At 26.1% G+C, this 19,590-nt stretch carries 16 protein-coding genes and 1 tRNA gene; 6 read left to right on the plus strand and 11 right to left on the minus strand.

From position 1 onward, the window contains the following. Window positions 1-100 precede the first annotated feature (100 nt). Window positions 101-1,264 carry a hypothetical protein gene (locus tag NLO413_RS01110; protein WP_045808717.1) on the plus strand — a complete coding sequence of 388 codons (1,164 nt, stop codon included), beginning with the start codon at window positions 101-103 and terminating at the stop codon, window positions 1,262-1,264. Window positions 1,265-2,796: 1,532 nt separating this feature from the next. Here NLO413_RS01110 and NLO413_RS01115 read toward each other — a convergent pair. The 4 genes from NLO413_RS01115 to rplU form a co-directional block, all read right to left on the minus strand. Further along, a complete protein-coding gene (locus NLO413_RS01115; protein ID WP_045808718.1) occupies window positions 2,797-3,054 on the minus strand; it encodes a hypothetical protein in 258 nt (85 codons plus the stop codon). Window positions 3,055-3,277: 223 nt separating this feature from the next. Next, window positions 3,278-3,354 (minus strand) — tRNA-Ile (locus NLO413_RS01120). A gap of 8 nt (window positions 3,355-3,362) precedes the next feature. Beyond that, window positions 3,363-3,629, minus strand: a complete 267-nt coding sequence (gene rpmA, locus NLO413_RS01125; protein WP_045808719.1) for a 50S ribosomal protein L27 — start codon at window positions 3,627-3,629, stop codon at window positions 3,363-3,365. Window positions 3,630-3,632: 3 nt separating this feature from the next. Then, window positions 3,633-3,944 (minus strand): 50S ribosomal protein L21, encoded by a 312-nt coding sequence (rplU, locus tag NLO413_RS01130; protein WP_045808720.1) that lies wholly within the window; start codon window positions 3,942-3,944, stop codon window positions 3,633-3,635. Window positions 3,945-4,162: 218 nt separating this feature from the next. On the opposite strand from rplU, the gene eno reads away from it, so the two are divergent. Continuing rightward, on the plus strand, window positions 4,163-5,422 hold the full coding sequence (eno, locus tag NLO413_RS01135) for a phosphopyruvate hydratase (RefSeq protein WP_045808721.1): 1,260 nt from the start codon (window positions 4,163-4,165) through the stop codon (window positions 5,420-5,422). Next, complete coding sequence (cgtA, locus tag NLO413_RS01140; protein ID WP_045808722.1) at window positions 5,419-6,459, plus strand: Obg family GTPase CgtA; 1,041 nt, start codon at window positions 5,419-5,421, stop codon at window positions 6,457-6,459. The genes eno and cgtA overlap by 4 nt, the downstream gene beginning before the upstream one ends. Window positions 6,460-6,775: 316 nt before the next feature. Here cgtA and ftsL read toward each other — a convergent pair whose 3' ends face one another. The 4 genes from ftsL to NLO413_RS01160 all read right to left on the minus strand — a co-directional run bounded on the left by ftsL (window position 6,776) and on the right by NLO413_RS01160 (window position 9,551). Continuing rightward, window positions 6,776-7,084, minus strand: a complete 309-nt coding sequence (ftsL, locus tag NLO413_RS01145; protein ID WP_045808723.1) for a cell division protein FtsL — start codon at window positions 7,082-7,084, stop codon at window positions 6,776-6,778. Between the two features lie 8 nt (window positions 7,085-7,092). Next, on the minus strand, window positions 7,093-7,968 hold the full coding sequence (gene rsmH / locus NLO413_RS01150; protein WP_045808724.1) for a 16S rRNA (cytosine(1402)-N(4))-methyltransferase RsmH: 876 nt from the start codon (window positions 7,966-7,968) through the stop codon (window positions 7,093-7,095). A 2-nt stretch (window positions 7,969-7,970) separates the two neighbouring features. Then, window positions 7,971-8,429 (minus strand): division/cell wall cluster transcriptional repressor MraZ, encoded by a 459-nt coding sequence (locus NLO413_RS01155; protein ID WP_045808725.1) that lies wholly within the window; start codon window positions 8,427-8,429, stop codon window positions 7,971-7,973. Window positions 8,430-9,356: 927 nt separating this feature from the next. Further along, on the minus strand, window positions 9,357-9,551 hold the full coding sequence (locus NLO413_RS01160) for a hypothetical protein (protein WP_045808726.1): 195 nt from the start codon (window positions 9,549-9,551) through the stop codon (window positions 9,357-9,359). Window positions 9,552-9,988: 437 nt separating this feature from the next. Between NLO413_RS01160 and NLO413_RS01165 the strand changes: the two genes are divergently transcribed. Continuing rightward, window positions 9,989-10,939 (plus strand): hypothetical protein, encoded by a 951-nt coding sequence (locus NLO413_RS01165; protein WP_045808727.1) that lies wholly within the window; start codon window positions 9,989-9,991, stop codon window positions 10,937-10,939. 320 nt (window positions 10,940-11,259) lie between these two features. On the opposite strand, the gene NLO413_RS01170 is transcribed toward NLO413_RS01165, so the two are convergent. Next, window positions 11,260-11,790 carry a 5-formyltetrahydrofolate cyclo-ligase gene (locus NLO413_RS01170; RefSeq protein ID WP_045808728.1) on the minus strand — a complete coding sequence of 177 codons (531 nt, stop codon included), beginning with the start codon at window positions 11,788-11,790 and terminating at the stop codon, window positions 11,260-11,262. Then, complete coding sequence (locus tag NLO413_RS01175; RefSeq protein ID WP_045808729.1) at window positions 11,787-12,512, minus strand: 16S rRNA (uracil(1498)-N(3))-methyltransferase; 726 nt, start codon at window positions 12,510-12,512, stop codon at window positions 11,787-11,789. The genes NLO413_RS01170 and NLO413_RS01175 overlap by 4 nt, the downstream gene beginning before the upstream one ends. A gap of 1,276 nt (window positions 12,513-13,788) precedes the next feature. Here NLO413_RS01175 and NLO413_RS01180 point away from each other — a divergent pair. Continuing rightward, window positions 13,789-15,072, plus strand: coding sequence for a hypothetical protein (locus NLO413_RS01180; RefSeq protein ID WP_045808730.1), 1,284 nt, complete (start codon window positions 13,789-13,791; stop codon window positions 15,070-15,072). A 341-nt stretch (window positions 15,073-15,413) separates the two neighbouring features. Here the strand turns inward: NLO413_RS01180 and NLO413_RS01185 are convergent, their stop codons facing one another. Then, window positions 15,414-15,887: a peroxiredoxin gene (locus NLO413_RS01185; protein WP_045808731.1), complete on the minus strand. Its 474-nt coding sequence runs from the start codon at window positions 15,885-15,887 to the stop codon at window positions 15,414-15,416. Window positions 15,888-16,018: 131 nt separating this feature from the next. Between NLO413_RS01185 and ileS the strand changes: the two genes are divergently transcribed. Beyond that, the gene (ileS, locus tag NLO413_RS01190) at window positions 16,019-19,318 is read left to right on the plus strand and encodes an isoleucine--tRNA ligase (protein ID WP_045808732.1); all 3,300 of its coding nucleotides are present in this window, start codon (window positions 16,019-16,021) and stop codon (window positions 19,316-19,318) included. Window positions 19,319-19,590 lie beyond the last annotated feature (272 nt).

Raw genomic sequence — 19,590 nt, forward strand, 5'->3', positions numbered from 1 at the left:
ATATAATATATAATAATATAAATATTTAACACTTTTTTATTTATAAATATTCTTTCCTTAATTTTGATGATGCTACTTATTTTGTTAACTTTAGAAAAACATGCCTATTAAAATTTTAAATTATTTACAAGAAGATGTACCAATATTTATGTTATTGGCTATAAATGATCCATCATCCATATCAGAGGATCAATTCCCTATTCAAAGTTCACATAAACAAGTATTATTAGATTGGGCACAAAAAGAACCTCAGCGAAAAATAAAACTATATTATATTTCAACAGGGTTAAAGGAAACACATATACAAAAATTACATGAATTAACTGACATAAATAAAGGCGGACAAAAGAATATTGAGATTATAGATTTTTGCTCACAATTTACAGCTAAATATGATATTACGTATCTTGATAATGATCTTTTTCCTTTCATATGGAAAAGAGATATAACACGTCTTATTATATTGCGTGAATGTGCACCTGGAATTTACATTGATTTTAATATTAAGCCTTGTGACACTCCTATTGGAAAAGTACCAATATACGATAATAACGTAGAATGCAAAATAATACTACGTGAATTTAATAACACAAGTATAATGGATACTTCTGTAATGGTAGTAAACACAAAAAATCACTATATAATAGAAACAGCATATCATTCAATAAAGTACTTTCTTGATCAATATTCATTAATAACCAGTAAAAGTACTCAATCAATAAAAAATACAGATATTTATAATACAGCATTAAAGCAACTTACAAAGATTATGATATTTTCTTTTTTAAATACACAACAAAATATTAATTTTAATCCATTTTCTTATCTTACATATGCTTGCACTATAATGCCAATAATAGTGGCCCATAATGCATATAAATTCATGATACGTTTAAGTAAAGATGAATTATTCAAAGAAGTAAAAGATATTTTATACTTTTATCATGATTGTCGCGATATTGACATATTACTTTTTATTACAATGCATACCCAATTTTGTAATAGAGAACTTCTATCATGCGATAACACACCTTTTATAGATACAAATGTTAACTTACAAAACAATTTATATAACAATATAAATTGCAATACAAAAAGTGTATTTCATACAACACACTTTGTATCACAAAGTACACTATCAAAACTACGTGAAGAAATGTATAAAGATGCATTTAGTACTAATTTACTCCCACCTAATACAGAATTGCAAAAACATAATAGTAATTCAATATTTTCAGATATCAGTCAAGTTAATAAGCACTAAAAACATTCTACTTAATACATTCACAATGTAACAATACATGTTACATGCCTTAAAATATTATTAATATAGGTAACTAAAATTTATACCATTTCAAGTAATCTTTACTACAAATTTACAATTCTATGCTCTACATATTTTGAAAATTTTTCAATGTACTTTTTTTTTACTTTTAGTTTTAAAATTTTAATAAATTATCTATATTTTTAATATATTATCCACCCAAGTACATAAAAAAATAATAAGCCTCCATTTCATTGTTTAGTTATATTATAAAATATCAATTATTTTAATAACATCTGTCAAAAACCATTTTTCTTAAAAGCATTGCTGTATATTTTTGCTGGTCAAAAAACATAAGTAACTTAACTATAGAACTCGCTTACTACCCAATAAATATTGGTTAATAATAAGCTGCAACAAACATACAAAATCTTTCTGTATACTATTTACATTAAAATATACCCCCAGCATCTTCAGTAATACCTTTTATAATATTACACAACATAAAAACACATAAACAGCTAAAGGTAGTATATTACAAAACATGCCCTGGTATTGTTATTGCATAACGTAGCAATATACTTATGTTATATTTGCAAAAAACTCTTCTAAAGTAGAGTGAATTCTTTTATCCAATTGTATTATTTTACATCATGTTTAAAATAATTATTTATAATTAACTAAGTAATTACGCTAATAAAACAAATAAGATAATTATGCAATAACTTAAACAAGATATTATAATAATATTTTTTAGGATAATTAACAAATAAAGCACATCATAGTATACAAATAAATGATTCAAGCTATTTTTATTGATTGCAATGTATTTGGTTTTACCTCTTTATATCACTATTCTTTAAATCAAGATCACTGCATAAACTTTCTGAATATTCAATCTCAAAAGTGCAGTATTTAAAGCAGCAATTTGTTGCATACTGACCTTTCTTTTACTAGCAGTTTCTTGTTGATGCCTATTGTTATAAACTATTATACTATTAGTCACCCTACTGTAAAATTAGAAAAAATACTTGATTATGATGATATAAGTAAGCATCATTAACATTTAAATACAAGTAGATAATACATATTGAAGTGATAATATTGCTTTTTTTGTACCTGTATATCGTCTAATATGCAAAACACCAATTGTTTTTGTATTTTTATTATTTCACACTAGTTACCTAGTATAACAATACTGTATATTTTAAAATTCTAAAATCTTGATTCCAATAGTTTGACAATGATTTTTCATAATTCGTATATTATTTTAGCTTATCAAAAATACCATACATATAATGTATATCACATTTTACCTGCATATTAATATTCTTCTTTTAAATATATTTTATATATAAAAGGTAAATGTCCTTCTGGCATAACTTGATGCTTAAAAAAATTACTATAAAAAAGTAGTATTTTTACTTTCTTAAGGGTTATATGATTGCTTGTTATATCAACAATTACTGAAAATATACGTCCTATTATTAATATTTTCTGCTCTAAGCTAATATCTTGAAAGTTTAAAAAAATTATTTTACATTTATTTCTTTAGCCACGCCTCTAAAAACTCTCAAATCACTTATTACTATGTGATCAAATATAAACCTTTCGCACTGATCATTGTTAATATTAAGTATAATCTTGTATATAAGCATTGCATAAAACAATAATCCTCGCTTATTAACATCATTAATAAGAATTCGTATACTACTAAAAAAATTACATATCTCATATATGAGATTTCTTAACAAGACTTTATATAATTGTGATCTCTTAGTAATAATCATAATTATTTCCTTAAGATATCAATATCGAGTAATTTTACTATAAACCTATGTATTATGGGCATTTTTATTACTAATAAAAAAACAATATACTAGCTATAGCATATAAAATCAAATTGAACGTATTTATAATAACATAATATCTATCAATAATTTATATCTTGCCATCAAACTACTTATCGAAGGATAACACACCTTTATTTACTAAAAATTAACTACTAAAAATTGGTGGGTCTGGGAAGAGTTGAACTTCCGACCTCACGCTTATCAGGCGTGCGCTCTAACCACCTGAGCTACAGACCCACTTAAAATTAAACAGCATTTTTCTCTTCAAGAACATCAATAAAAGTTCTATTTAAAGCACCTTTTCTAAAATACACAAAACCTGATACTTTAGAAAAAATGGTATGATCCTTACCTATACCAACATTTTTACCAGGATGATATTTTGTACCTCTTTGACGTACTATTATATTACCAGGTATAACCTTTTCACTACCAAATTTTTTTACCCCTAATCTTCTACCCTTGGAATCTCTCCCATTACAGGAACTACCACCTGATTTTTTTGTAGCCATATATTACTCCACATTATCACCTATTTTAGTAATACGTAAAACTGTCATATACTGCCTATGACCATTTTTTCTTCTATAATTTTTACGACGTTTTTTCTTAAAAACTATAATTTTTTTATTACGACATTGCTCAATAATTTCAGCAATTACAGAAACTTTTGTTACATAAGAAAGTTGATTACATTGACTATTAAAAGCAATAACATTATCTAACGTAATAAGATTACCCACATCATGATTAATTTTTTCAACTTTAATAACATCCTGCTCTTTTACTTTGTACTGCTTTCCACCAGTTTCAATAATAGCAAACATATAAATCTCTCAAGTTTATTAAAGAATTTTGATCAATATGAAACAATCTGTCAATAGTATTATTAAAAATTAATTATCAAGCAGATATTCAACAATTGCTATAAGATTCATAGTACAATATACTATATATTTATAATAACAAACTAATTATTTTACTTTTTATAAAAACTTCTTATAGTTACTATAATTAAAATAAATACAAATAGAATTATAGAATTATGGTTACTATTACAAAAATATTTGCACGGGAAATTCTTGACAGTAGAGGATATCCAACAGTTGAAGTAGAGGTAATGTTATCAAATGGTGCAGTAGGAAGGTCCTCTGTACCATCTGGGGCTTCTGTAGGAAAATTTGAAGCAACAGAATTAAGAGATGGTAATCCTAATTACTACTGTGGGTATGGAGTAACAAAATCCGTAGACATTATTAACTCTGAAATTACCAATCATATATTACAAATGAATGCTTTCTCTCAAGAAGATATTGATAAACTTTTAATTAAAATAGATGGTACTAGCAATAAATCTAGGATAGGTGCTAATTCTACTATTGGTGTTTCCATAGCAATTGCCAATGCTGCAGCAGCAAGTTTAAATATTCCTTTATATCAATACTTAGGTGGAAAAATTGCAAAAACAATGCCTATTCCATTAATTAATGTAATAAATGGAGGATTACATGCAGATAACAACTTAGATTTTCAAGAATTCATGATTATACCTTCTGGCGCTGCAAAATTCAAAGAAGCCGTCAAAATGTCAGCAGAAGTATTTTACAATCTAAAAAAAATACTACGTAAAAAAAATTATAATACAAATGTAGGTGATGAAGGAGGATTTGCACCTAATATTAAAACAAACGCAGAAGTATTTGATATTATGATTGATTCTATAGAAAAATCTGGATACAAACTTTATCAAGATTTTACATTAGGATTAGATATTGCAGCATCAACATTCTATAATAATAATGCCTATAATTTTGCAAATCACACATCAACTAGTCAAGAGCTAATCAGTTACTATAAAGATGTTATTACTCAGTATCCTATTACATCAATAGAAGATGCAATGGCAGAAAACGACATTGAAGGATGGCAAAATATCACTAAAGAATTAGGAGATAAAGTTCAATTAGTAGGAGATGATTTATTCGTTACTAATTGTAATCTTATTAAAAATGGAATTAAAAAAAATATGGCAAATGCCGTCTTAGTAAAACCTAATCAAATTGGCACGTTAACTGAAACTCTTAATGCAATCGCGCTTGCACAAAAATACAATTATAATGTCATTATATCTCATAGATCAGGGGAAACAGAGGATGTTGCCATTGCACATATAGCAGTTGCAACAAATTGCGGTCAGATTAAAATTGGATCTTTATCTAGGTCAGAGCGCTTAGCAAAATATAATGAATTATTACGTATAGAGGAGCATTTAGGTACTTCGTCAATATATAATTACCAAATATGAACTTTATCGACGAAACAAAAGTATACCTAAAAGCTGGAAATGGTGGTAGCGGATGTAGTAGCTTTCGCAGAGAAAAATTTATTGAGTTTGGTGGTCCCGATGGAGGTAATGGTGGTAATGGAGGAGATATTATTCTAATAACTGATAGCCACCTCAATACATTATTACATTTAAAATATAAACAGCATATAAAATCAGAAAATGGCAAAGATGGCTCTGGTAACAATAAGTATGGATTATCAGGTAAACACACAATTATTAAAGTACCACTAGGAACCCAAGTATATGATGAAAGCGGTAACAATCTTGTTGTGGATCTAAAAGATTACAATCAAAAATTTATTATAGCAAAAGGTGGTAAAGGAGGGATAGGTAATTCACATTATAAAAGTTCTACTAACAGAGCTCCTACATACTTTACTTATGGAACACATGGTGAAGAAAAATGCATTCTGCTAAAACTTAAAATTATTTCAGATGTAGGAATCATAGGTTTACCTAATGCTGGAAAATCAAGTTTTTTATCAAGATGTACAAATTCCAAAACAAAAGTTGCGAATTATCCTTTTACGACATTAAAACCACATTTAGGAGTAGCACATATAAACAACGATAAATTAACATTAGCAGACATACCTGGATTAATTGCAAATGCTCATTTAGGTGCTGGATTAGGAGATAGATTTCTTAAACACATTGAAAGATGCACAATATTGCTCCATTTAATAGATTGTACTTTGAATGACATAATTGATGCTTATCGGTGTACTAATAGAGAATTAAAACTCTATAATAATTTATTGCTTCTTAAGCAAGAATTTGTAATACTTAACAAATGCGATTTATTAAATACAGAAGAAATAAAGAAAAAACAAGAAATATTACAAAACCACATTAAAAAGGAAGTTTATACTTTGTCCTTTAATGATAACATTAATCCTATATTAAATATAATGCATAAGTTTATTCATAAAAAGGATAATAATCCTAACTCTGTTAGTACCTTTGATCCATATAATACTAATTCATATAAGTAATAAAGTACATAATTATCAACAAAATGAAAGAAGCTATACAATTATAATGACATTAATTATTTACAATGTGAATCATGTTATAAATATATACCATAAAATGGTTAACTATTAATAGTTATAATGTTATAAAATATTTTTAAATTTAATATATAATAGTAAAATTATTTAATATTAAAAATGCATAAAACATTTAAAATATAAAACCGCATCATAAATATGGCAAACACTATCAGATTAAGGTTAATAATTTTCAATCTAATAATATAAAATCTAGTTTATAAATAGTAACTACATGGTTAAGAATATTAAAAGACTATTATTTTCTATTATTTAATTTAGCACTTGCAACTACACTTTCATTAAAAAAATTACCTTTAACTTGCTTTGCTAATACAATATAGCTATTACGTTTTAAATATTTTGCTGCAAGTTCTGTCAATCTATCAGGACGATTAAGATAATTCCATTCGGCTTGCAATGCATTAATTTCAGCATTCACTTTTATAATATCTTTTTGAATTTTAAGTAAAGATTTTTGCATACCTTGAACATAAAACTTAATCTTAAATAAGCCAATAACACTTAAGCATAATATAAATATAAACAATATTAATTTATATTTCATAATATACCTTATAACTTTAATATTGAACGTAACTTTGCAGATCTTGATCTTGGATTATTATTAAGTTCTTCTAATGTAGGCCTGATAATTTTTTTATTGAGTAATTTAAATGTTTTAATATCATTGCACAAAAATTGAAAAACTCTTTTTGTAATCCTATCTTCTAATGAGTGAAAAGATACTGTTATTATCTTACCATCAGAATTTAATATTTCAGATGCAGATTTTAAACCTTTTTCTAATTCTTCTAACTCATCGTTAACCGATATTCTTATTGCTTGAAAAGTTCTAGTAGCAGGATCAATATTATTAAATCTACTACGATGAACAACAGAACTTATAATTGATGCAAGTTCTCTTGTACTTTTTATCAATTTTTCTTTTCTAGCACTGACAATAGCTCTTGCAACTTTCCTTGCATATTTTTCCCCTCCATAAAGATAAATAATATTTGCCATATCTTCTTCACTCATTGTATTAATCAGCACTTCAGCATTTACAGGAGAAGAAGTATCCATTCTCATATCAAGAGGCCCATCTCTCATAAAAGAAAATCCTCTACTACTATCATCGAGTTGAACTGAAGACATTCCTAAATCAAAAATAACTCCATCAACTTTATCAATATTAAAATCATAAATGATATTCTTAATTCTACTAAATCTATCTCTACAAAAACTAATTCTCCCAGGGAAATCCTGTGCCAACTGATTATAAAAAATTTCCGCAGCCACATCTTGATCAATAGCATATACTTTACAGTTAGCAGATTGTAATATTTTCCTACTATATCCCCCTACCCCAAAAGTAGCATCCACATATATTTTCCCATCTTGAGGAGATAAAATATTGATCATTTCTTTCAATAAAACCGGAATATGCATATCTACCACTTGTTCAAAAATATTTTATCTTTTTCAGACTCAACAATTTTTATCATTTTTTCTTTATATTTTTCAAATTTATCAGGGTTCCAAATTTCAAAAATTCTTCCTTTCCCTACAAAAATAGCTTGATCTTTAATTCCAACTTCAGAAAGCAACTTTTTAGGTATTATTACTCTTCCATCTGGGTCAAATGATACATTAACACTATTACCCAATAAAAATGTAAAAAGTGCATCTTGTATTTCAGGTAATATATTCATTTTTTCAATACTAACATTTAACATTTCCATACGCTTTATACTTGAACCCTCAATACAATCGTTTAAATAAGACTTATTTAGAATTAATCCTGATAATACAGAATTTTCGTTTTCTAACACTAATCTAAACGACGCAGGTATTGATACTCTACCTTTAAGATCAACTTTGTTATAATACGTAGATAAAAATAATTTCATAATAAAATATTATCACTTAATATGGTAAAATATGGGTTAACACGGGAATTTATGGAATAATAACTAAATTCATACAAAATAGTCAATTAAATTTTTTGTCTTATATTGAAATATTATTGCTTCAAGTATTTGCATATAATAATCAAATTACTCAGTAATATAAGTTAATAAACTTAAAGTAACACTTTAATATAAGTATACTTATTCTCATAACGCCATAATAAAGATATGGATCTTCTATCCTATCTTTATTAAAAGTACATTATTTTATTTAAATTAACTGTATTAGAAAAATACCTAGTTGATATTATATAAAGCACTTCTTTATAAAATATATGAAAAACATAAGATTATTAATCGCTTATTCTACATCATAATATAGCTTTATATTACTATCTATTATTTCGAAAATAATTGAGATTATCCTATCATAAACAGAAAATTCTCTATATAAAAAACTGTCAATCTGCCTTTGATACATATGTAATAATGCTTATTCTTATAAAAATTTGTTTAATATGTAATTTATAATCACTATAAAACTACATCATAAGCTCATATAATAGTTATTATAGCAGTTCATATAAGATTTATATAACCACGTTTTATCTAGTTACATCATTATCAATATAATTTATTAGCTACATACATAATTAGCTACATTTTGATTTATTTATAAAATACAAACATGCATACACTACTTACCTTATTAACGCTATAAATGATCAAAAATCCCTACATTTACTTAAAAAAATCAACTTCCCATCCAAATATGATAAAATCTATATAAACAAAGATTACTAAATTGAGCAAATATTAAGCCTCAACATATTATAATTATACTATGTTTCTACAGGGTTAAAACAAGGCAATATCAAAGCATTGCATACATCAACAGATAGATAAAGGCAGAAGTAATAATTATAGTCATAGACTTAAATGCAAAATTTTTACAAAAAAACCTTCAATACTTAATGAGGATATTCCTTTTGCTTGAAAAATATACATGCTAAGATTTATAATATTACTTGAAGATACACCATCATTATATTGTGATTTTGATATAATACCACTTAACAATAAAAAACTTAACATCAAAATTGGCTTCTTAGGATATTCCATGTTAAAATAACACACAAACGTTTAGAAAACTTAGTTATTGAAGTAGCAAATACTCATAACATAATTTTCCATACAATATACACAACACCATGATGCATTCATTTTATATTTAGATAACCATACACAAATGAAAATTTAGTATATATAGCTAGTAAAAGATTTTACTACAAACCACTAGAGTTATAAAAATAAAAAATTACTCTCAATATTTAAGTTCAATCAGATATAGCTTAAGCGTCACTTACTAGCATCAAATACATAATAATTCTAATAACTCTGAATGTAAAATTCACAATAATGTACAAGTATCTAACTATAAATAAAAATACATTCTTTACATTGTTTTAATACAATTTTAACTTGTATAATATACGTATTTATGTATGTAATATAAATACATATAACATATAAAGTATAAAGCTAAGCTATATAAAACAATGTATATACTTGATAATGAACCAATATTAATGCTATGGATGGTGAAAGATCCTACATTACTACAAAATGATCAGTTGCCTCTTCCAAATAATGATAAATATCCATATAAACAAAGATTACTAAATTGGGCAGATAGTGAGCCTCAACGTACGATAAAATTATATTATGTTTCTACAGGATTAAAACAGGGGCATGTCAAAGCATTGCATGCATTAACAGATATAAAACAAGGCGGAAGGAATAATATTGCAGTCATAGACTTAAATGCAAAATTTTCACAAAAATATGATCTTCAATACCTCAATAATCAAAAAATTCCTTTTGCTTGGAAAATAGATATGCTAAGGCTTATAATGTTACTTGAAGATGCACCATCATTATATTGTGATTTTGATATAACACCACTTAACAATAAAAGGCTGGAAATTGAAATTGGCTCCCTAGGATATTCTATGTTAAGAATAACAAACTCACGTTTAGAAAATTCAGTTATTGCAGTAGCACATACTCATAACATGGTTGCTAGTACAATATATAATATTATGATGCGGTATTATATCTTAAAGTTTGAGAAGCTAAAAAACAATCTACGATATAACGTAAATTTAGTCTATACATTAAGTGAAGCCACAATGGTATTCATTCTTGACAATATAAACACTAAATTACCTATTGATAAGGTCTTTGACATCAAAGAATTACAAAAAAAGCTTAAAGGATTCTTACATTGTTATGGTAGCTCAGTAGTAACACTAAAATCACAGCTAAAAGTAGATAATTACTCGCAGTGTTTTGGATTACATGCGAAAGAATGCAATTTGAACATAGGTTCAGATAATAGCTGGCATACTCAAAATCAGCCATACCTATATATTAACTCCCCCCCCCCTTCAAATGTTGAAGTTCAAGATTTACAAGCCCAATGTAGATTTGGTTCACAAATTAGTTAAGCCATGATGCTAATTATATTATTCACAATTAAACATTAATTCAATCCAGATACAGTCTTTAATAATACAAAAAGCTTAAAGCATTTTTATATACTAGCTACAATTCAATAGTAGCACTAAAATAACAATTAGCATTAGCAATAATTATTCTCAGTGTTTTGGATTATGTGTAAAAAATGCAATTTGAGCATAAGTTCAGATAAGTAGCTTGTATACTAATAATCTACCATGCGCCCTATGATCTCCATATACCTAAGTATTGTAGTTCAAAATTCATAGACTAACAAGTGCCAAGCATTTGTCTCATCCTAGGATAACTCTTAAATTAATGAGTAAATCCTATTTTCTGTCACTATGCAATCTAATGCTTGATCATAACTATTTATCGGAATTTCATAGCAATACTGTATATTATAAGCAACACCAATAAATCTACACTTAAAGTGTGATCTAAAAAAATTAATTGTACGGTCATAATACCCTTTTCCAAAACCTAGTCTATTCAATTTTTTATCAAAAGATATCATGGGCACAATCATTATATCAGGAATTAAATCAACATTATCTTCAATATTCCATTTCTGAAATTTTAATACTTTACTTTGTCTACTTATTACTGGTATTACTATAATATGTCCACGTTCTTGCAAATACTTCATTAAAGGTAATACATCTATTTCACCATCTATAGGAATATATGCTGCAATAATTAAATTATCATCCATAAGTATGTTATTAATATAATTAGTCATAAACCAAGATGATAATTCAAATGGATTACTAATACTTTTACGTAACAACCTATATTTTTGTCTTAAAGTATTTTTCTTGCGATCAATATCACGTATCATATTAAATTATAATATTCATTAACATATGATAATGCACATATAATTGCAGTATCAACTTTTAAAATTCTTAAACCCAAGGACATACTATTACAAAAGCTTTTCGCAAATTCCAATTCATAATGAGAAAATCCGCCTTCAGGTCCTATGATTACAGCAACATTATTCTTTCCCATTAATACCTCATTAGGTGACTTACCTTGCCCTGTTTCATCACAAATTATATATTCTTTACCTTGTAAACATAATTCTTTTAATTTTATAAAACTAATCATAGGCATTATTTTTGGCACATCAAGTCGCTCGCACTGTTCTGATGCTTTAATAGCCCACGTTCTAAATTTTTCTAAGTTAACATTCTTTACTACCGTATATTCTGTATAAATTGGGCATATAGATGTTACACCCATTTCTGTTGCCTGTCGTACTATATTACTCATATCCACACTTTTAACAGGAGCAAAATATAAAGTTAAATCACGAGTTACATATTGTTTTTTTATTAATTGTACAGCAGTAATCTCTATAAAATTGCAAGAAATTAAAGTAATTTCCCCAATCCATTCACCATCTTTTCCATTAAATAGCCTAACTTTATCAAAAAGCTTAGCTCTCATAACATAATAAACATAGTGTATTTGAAATTTTTCAAGAATAACTTTAATACCAAGTGAAATTTTAAAATGCGTATATAACCTAATTTTAATTTCTTTTTTTTTATCCATACTTAAAAACGTAAAGCACAATTATTAAACATATTATAACATTTATAAATGCTATATAACACAATATTACAAGCAAATAACTATATTATATAAAATACTTCAGCACTTAATATGTAGAACTTTATTTTTTAATCTCTTTTTTTTTATATATTTAAACATAAAGCATATAAGCTATATTAAATATAGCACAAATGCTAGCAACATAATTTTTATATAAAATCAATTCCTTTAAATTCCTACTTCTATTACAATTCATACTATCATCATTATAAAAATTTAAATACACTACTTTGCAATAGTACCATAATTAAGCTTTTTTGATAAAGTATAATATTACTTAGTTTTACCAAAAACATATTTAAAATACTATATAAGCATTGCTGTAGTTTTTGATAAAAAAACTACCATAGTATTTTATAAAGTCCAAATTACACTACTTTAAAAACTGTATTGATATGATTACTATTACTAAGTACTATACATAAATTACATTTAAATAAGTGCTTTATTTTAACAAAAAATAACTATATTCCTTAACCTATAAATATCAAAAAAATTTTATGGTCATAGAAATGATGGCATTTCTTTCTAAAAATTATTATTAATAATATATAAAAATATGCCAACTATGTAACATTATCTATTCTTTTTAAAAAGCGATAATTTCAATATTTCCAGATAACATATTTACTAAGAATAAAAGCAATGTTTAATACAGTGCATTGATAATTTTTATCACCTATATACATATCATAAATTATATTTCTATAGCCGCAATCAATTATGGTCACAATAATAAGATGTAAAATCTATGTTCTAATATATATATATATCACTTTTGCATCTTAATTTTGATGCATCATATTTATCATTTTCTAAAAATATAAATAAATTTTATAAAGTATTTATATTATGATTATCTCTTTAAAAAAACTATTTTAGTAAACAACATTTTATGCAAAACATTAAATAAAGTTTCGCCAAAGCATGTATCACATCAAATACCTACTATTTTCTTTTTATAAAAAATAACTCTATAAATTAAATCAAGAAAAAAGTTACTGCACCATAAGTAAAGTTATAAAAAAGCTTTTTTCTTTATCACAAAATAAGTTAATTGTCACAAATCTTAACAAAGCTTTATAAAAAGCTCCTTATTACTGCAAAATATATTCTTAAAGATATCTTTATAAAAAATTAGGTTAATTTTTTAGTAGCATCATATTACCTTATATGTTACAACTAATATAGTGTGTGTTAGCATATGGTATAAAAAATGAAAGAATTGCTTGTAATGTTTTTTGTTATTTCTCGAATTATATTTCTTAATATTCTTAGTGATTTTATAAATAAAGTATCATTTAAAGTAAAATATAATCAAAATACGAAACAAAAATTTAAGATGATTGCTCAGGAAGCTGCTGAAACTGCTAAAATTTACAATCTTGCCAAGACATTAAATGATAGAACTACCATTTCATCGAGAACATTTTCAATTAACGAATCTTGTAAAATTATTAATATGCACCCTAATATTAGAAATGCTATAGTTAATATATTATACACAGAAAAATTCACACCTATAGCAAAACAAGCTTCTACAGCTGCTTTAATTTATAATAAATCTAAAAATGACAACCCACTTACAATAAAAAAAGCTAACAAACTTGCTACAGGTGAATATTATAAACATAAGTTTTTCTTAATAGCACAAAGAGCTGCCATTGCTGCTAGTATTAATTCACATTACAAAACTTTAAATAAAAATAACAAGCTTATCTCTATACGTCATGCTACCAAAATTGCTCATATGCCACTTAAGCTTCAATCCAATATATGTAATGCTATATCTAGACACGTTAACCTCAGTCCACCATGTCTGATAACCAATAAATTCTTTTATTATAAGAACTCATCCTTTAACTATATCAATAATAATAATATATTATACGGATACTTTGTTCTGTTGAAAAATCACATAGCAATTGATCATATAATTAAAACACATTCAAAGATATATTATCAACAATTATTTGCTGATATCGTAAAAGATGCTGCTACAGCTGCTGTAATATATAATTCCCTTCATCAATTAGATAAATTATCTTTTAAAATTAAAGAAGCTACTAAATTCGCTACAATGAATTCTAATATACGTAGGCCTTTAATTAATCATACCTTTCTAAATGATATAGCAGAACACCATTATCGTAAACCTAGAATTTCTAGTAATAAATTTTTAAAGGAAGCATCTAAAAAACTTTTCTCAAAGTTACAGCAATCATTTATTCAAATGAATAACAACAAGCAATTTACTGAGATGAATACCAATAAAAAGTATATTATAATGGTTGGAATATTAATTCATATTATAGCAAAGCAACATAACTATAATACAATAATATCTTATAAATTTACAAAAGATGTTGTCAAAATTATCAATAGTAAACTTGATAATACAAACATTCAAACATTGGAGTTACAAAACCAAGAGGCTGCGGGGGGGGGGAGGATACAACGACCCTATATACAGAAGATATTAAAACAATTAAAATTATAAATGTTGCTTTATAAATTATTTACATAGTAATAATATTGAAAAAGTAATTTTTTATAGTCATATAATTTATATCACAAAAATAGGATAGAATTAATATATGCTAACCTTTTTTTGTTTATTATACTATAAATAAAAGCTTATACAACGTTAAGGGCATTAATAATATACTATCTCTGTAGCTATTTATAAAAACTACTAACATATAAAAGCTATATTAACTACATACACATTACATAAGCAACACTTATTTATAATATTCTATAATCAATTGATAGTTCAAATTTATTAAGTAATTTAATTATAAGAACAACACCTTATATCCACATGAAAATAAAGCAATATTATAACTTTAATTGCTTTATCTCTTCAATAACAGAAGAAACATGATTAGTAACTTTAACATTACGCCATATTTTTCTTACTATTCCTGCCTTATCAATTAAAAATGTCGATCTATCTATTCCCATATATGTTTTATTAAACATACTTTTTTCTATCAAAACATTATATTTTTGTACTACATCAGATTCTATATCAGCAATTAAGTTAAAAGGTAATTGATACTTTTTTTTAAAATTCATATGTGACTTCATACTATCTCTAGATACACCAATTACTATAGTATCTAATGAAGAAATTTCTTCATAAGCATCCCGAAAATTTTCCGCTTCCATTGTACATCCTGGAGTATTATCTTTAGGATAAAAATATAAAATTATATTTTTATTATTTTTATAAAAATCAGAAGTAATACGCTTTCCATCATCCAATAATATTTGGAATATTGGAGCAATATCCCCTATTTGTATACTCATATACTTACCATACACATATAGCTAACCTGCTATCTTACATAAATATATTTGCTATTACAAACTTTTTATTTATACAATATTTTTTAATACAAGTATATAATAATCATAACCACATTATATTGTACTTATTTATGAGCAAACACTATCCTGACATCAATAACAATCCACACTTTCCTACTATAGAAAAAGAAATATTGCAATATTGGAAAGATAATGCAACCTTTCAACAATCAATAAATAATCGTCCAAAAGGTAAGCACTTTGTATTTTATGATGGTCCTCCATTCGCAAATGGATTACCTCATTATGGACATCTGCTTACAGGATTTATCAAAGACACTATAGCACGATATAAAACAATGATGGGATTTAGAGTTGAAAGAAGATTTGGGTGGGATTGTCATGGTTTACCAGCTGAAATGCTAGCAGAAAAAGAGCTTAATATATCAGGCAAATCTGAAATTGAAAAATTTGGTATAAAAAAATTTAACCAATATTGTTGTAAATCAGTCATGAAGTTTTCTGAAGAGTGGAAAAAATATGTCAATAGACAAGGTCGATGGGTTGACTTTGATAATGACTATAAAACTATGGATACGTCTTTCATGGAATCTGTCATGTGGGCTTTTCATGAATTGTGGAATAAAGGCTTAATTTATGAATCTATAAGGGTAGTACCATATAGTTGGGCATGTCAAACCCCTTTATCAAACTTTGAAACTAAAATTGATAACGCATATAGAGAGAAAGTAAGTAAAGCTACTACTGTAATATTTGAGTTATTACAAAAGCCAAAATTTATTAGCGATAATATAGCATCATGTAAAATGCTAGTATGGACAACTACTCCTTGGACTTTACCTGCTAATTTTGCACTTGCTATTAATCAAAATATCAAGTATATAGCTATAATAATTGATCTAGAAGTATATATTTTTGCTCAAAGTTATCTTGATACTTTTAAAAATTATTGTACAAAATATAATATACAATATCAGTTATATAATGATAATATTGATTGTAATGATTTAGTATTTTTACCATATAAGCCACTGTTACCTTACTTTGAAAATTCTAAAAACGCCTTTTATATTATAAATGCAGACTTTGTCACTGAAGGAGAAGGAACAGGTATTGTACACATTGCCCCGGGGTTTGGAGAAGAAGATTTCATATTATGTAAAAAACACAATATACCAGATGTTGGTGGTAAAGTATCGGAGTTATTATCCACAATTTGCCCAATTCAAGATAATGGAAAATTTACAAAAATAATGAAGGATTTAGCAGATTATCATGTATTTGATACAAATGATATCATTATTCAAAAATTAAAAGAACAAAAATCATGGATTAAAACTGAACAATATTTACATAGCTATCCACACTGCTGGCGCACTGATACGCCTTTAATATATCGTGCCATGTCATCTTGGTATGTAGAAGTAACAAAGATAAAAGAAAAAATGATTCAATTAAATAAAAATGTTAATTGGATACCCAGTCATATAAAAGATGGACAATTTGGTAAATGGCTTGAAGGAATAAAAGATTGGTCAATATCACGCAACAGATTTTGGGGAACACCTATACCGGTATGGAAATCTGATGATCCTAAATACCCTAGAATAGATGTTTATGGATCTATAAAAAAGATACTCCCTAATGTTAAAGCATTAGAAGAAGATTTTGATTTAAATTGTGAAGATTTACATCGTCCATATATTGATAATCTTACACGTCCTAATCCAGATGATCCAACTCAAAAATCAATGATGAGACGCATACCTGATATATTTGACTGCTGGTTTGAATCAGGATCAATGCCGTATGCACAAGTTCATTACCCATTTGAAAATAAAGATTGGTTTGACAATAACTTTCCTGCAGACTTTATCACTGAATACATAGCCCAAACTAGAGGATGGTTCTATACTTTATTTGTTCTTTCCACTGCCATATTCAATGTTCACCCATTTAATAATTGTATATGTCATGGTGTAATACTAGACATAAAAGGTCAAAAGCTTTCAAAAAGACTTAATAACTATGCTAATCCTTTAGAAATTTTTGAAAAATATGGCGCAGATGCTATGAGGTTTTTAATGTTATCCCACCCTGTATCAATGGGAGGTGAAATGTTATTAGATAAAGAAGGATTAATGATACGCGATGTATTAAAAAATGTTATTAAACCTATGTGGAATAGCTATAGTTTTTTTACAATGTATGCTAATGCCGATAAAATTAAAGCAAGTATCATAGAACATATTGATCAAGTAAACAATATCATGGATCTTTATATAATAAATGAATGTATCAATACAGTACAAGCAATATTTGATTCTATGGAAAAAATCAATACACAGTGCGGATATAATACTAAATCATCATGCGAATATATTAAAAAATTTTTTGACATATTAAATAATTGGTATATACGTAGATGTCGTGAAAGATTTTGGTCATCACATAAAAATGCAGATAAGATAAATGCATATAATACATTATACACCGTATTATTTTACATATTAAAATCTACAGCACCATTCTTACCTATGATCACAGAGTCAATTTGGCAAAAGCTAAATTTCAACCAAGAAGCTTCTATACATTTATCAAAATTTCCTAATAGCAATCCTTTTAAATTTACGGCATTACACTCAAATAATATGCAGTATATGAAATTATCAATGGAAATATGCAATATCGTATTATCACTTAGAAATACTCACAATATTAGAATTAGGCAACCTCTTAGCAAAATTACTATATTTCCATATAATTGTCAGAAGCTACTAGATTTACCTACTGAATATCAAAATCTAATATTAGATGAAACTAATATCAAAACCTTCATAAGTAATACAAATATTGATAGCATTGCAACTTTTAATATAAAGTTAAATTTTCCTTTATTAGGAACCCGAATGCCAAATAAAGTAAAAGATCTTATATTATTAATAAAAAATAAAAAATGGAAATTACTTAAAAACAAACAATTATTAATTGGAGATGAATATGATGATCATCATATTCTTAATCAAGAAGAATATGAAATAAAGTTTACTATCAATAATTCTTATGCTTCTCCTATTATTTTTAACAATACATTAATAGGTGCTGTGTTGATAGATAGTAAATTAACTGATAATTTGATTATTGAAGGATTAGCGCGAGATATAATAAGATTCATACAACAACTAAGAAAAGATAACAATTTATCAATTAATGACCACATTTCCGTTATTATACAAACCGACAATAGTAAATTATATCAAGCTATAGAAGATTGGGAAGATTATATAAAGCAGCAAACTTTAACTGACAACATACTAGTTACATCAATGCAACAAAATACAAAAGAATACTATTCTACTACTACAAAAGATAATAGTGCATGTATTTTTATAAAAAGAGTTACCAATTAACAATAATACTTTAGATTATATAATTTAACACATCATAATAAATTATGTCACTTAAATTAAGCAATTAAAAATTATACTTTTCTCTTTTAACACTAAGCTAATAAACATTATAAGCAAAAACATTTTTCATGTACAAATAATAAACTCAATAATGTTAAATAACATTATTTAATTTTTATATATAAATCGTACATTGCAGCAAAAAATATATAGAATTATGATAAAATCATCAATTTTTATATATAAATATATAATAAGAAAATTTAAACAAT

This window comes from Candidatus Neoehrlichia procyonis str. RAC413, assembly GCF_000964795.1.
GTDB classification, from domain to species: domain Bacteria; phylum Pseudomonadota; class Alphaproteobacteria; order Rickettsiales; family Anaplasmataceae; genus Neoehrlichia; species Neoehrlichia procyonis.

Excerpts from the sequence above, each read along its gene's own strand:
- rsmH (WP_045808724.1), bottom strand. The coding sequence starts at position 7,968 with ATGCATATTCCGGTTTTATTGAAAGAAATGATCAATATTTTATCTCCT.
- rpmA (WP_045808719.1), bottom strand. The coding sequence starts at position 3,629 with ATGGCTACAAAAAAATCAGGTGGTAGTTCCTGTAATGGGAGAGATTCC.
- NLO413_RS01175 (WP_045808729.1), bottom strand. The coding sequence starts at position 12,512 with ATGGATAAAAAAAAAGAAATTAAAATTAGGTTATATACGCATTTTAAA.
- ileS (WP_045808732.1), top strand. The coding sequence starts at position 16,019 with ATGAGCAAACACTATCCTGACATCAATAACAATCCACACTTTCCTACT.
- cgtA (WP_045808722.1), top strand. The coding sequence starts at position 5,419 with ATGAACTTTATCGACGAAACAAAAGTATACCTAAAAGCTGGAAATGGT.
- ftsL (WP_045808723.1), bottom strand. The coding sequence starts at position 7,084 with ATGAAATATAAATTAATATTGTTTATATTTATATTATGCTTAAGTGTT.
- rplU (WP_045808720.1), bottom strand. The coding sequence starts at position 3,944 with ATGTTTGCTATTATTGAAACTGGTGGAAAGCAGTACAAAGTAAAAGAG.
- NLO413_RS01170 (WP_045808728.1), bottom strand. The coding sequence starts at position 11,790 with ATGATACGTGATATTGATCGCAAGAAAAATACTTTAAGACAAAAATAT.
- NLO413_RS01160 (WP_045808726.1), bottom strand. The coding sequence starts at position 9,551 with ATGGAATATCCTAAGAAGCCAATTTTGATGTTAAGTTTTTTATTGTTA.
- NLO413_RS01180 (WP_045808730.1), top strand. The coding sequence starts at position 13,789 with ATGAAAGAATTGCTTGTAATGTTTTTTGTTATTTCTCGAATTATATTT.
- NLO413_RS01155 (WP_045808725.1), bottom strand. The coding sequence starts at position 8,429 with ATGAAATTATTTTTATCTACGTATTATAACAAAGTTGATCTTAAAGGT.
- NLO413_RS01115 (WP_045808718.1), bottom strand. The coding sequence starts at position 3,054 with ATGATTATTACTAAGAGATCACAATTATATAAAGTCTTGTTAAGAAAT.
- NLO413_RS01165 (WP_045808727.1), top strand. The coding sequence starts at position 9,989 with ATGTATATACTTGATAATGAACCAATATTAATGCTATGGATGGTGAAA.
- eno (WP_045808721.1), top strand. The coding sequence starts at position 4,163 with ATGGTTACTATTACAAAAATATTTGCACGGGAAATTCTTGACAGTAGA.
- NLO413_RS01110 (WP_045808717.1), top strand. The coding sequence starts at position 101 with ATGCCTATTAAAATTTTAAATTATTTACAAGAAGATGTACCAATATTT.
- NLO413_RS01185 (WP_045808731.1), bottom strand. The coding sequence starts at position 15,887 with ATGAGTATACAAATAGGGGATATTGCTCCAATATTCCAAATATTATTG.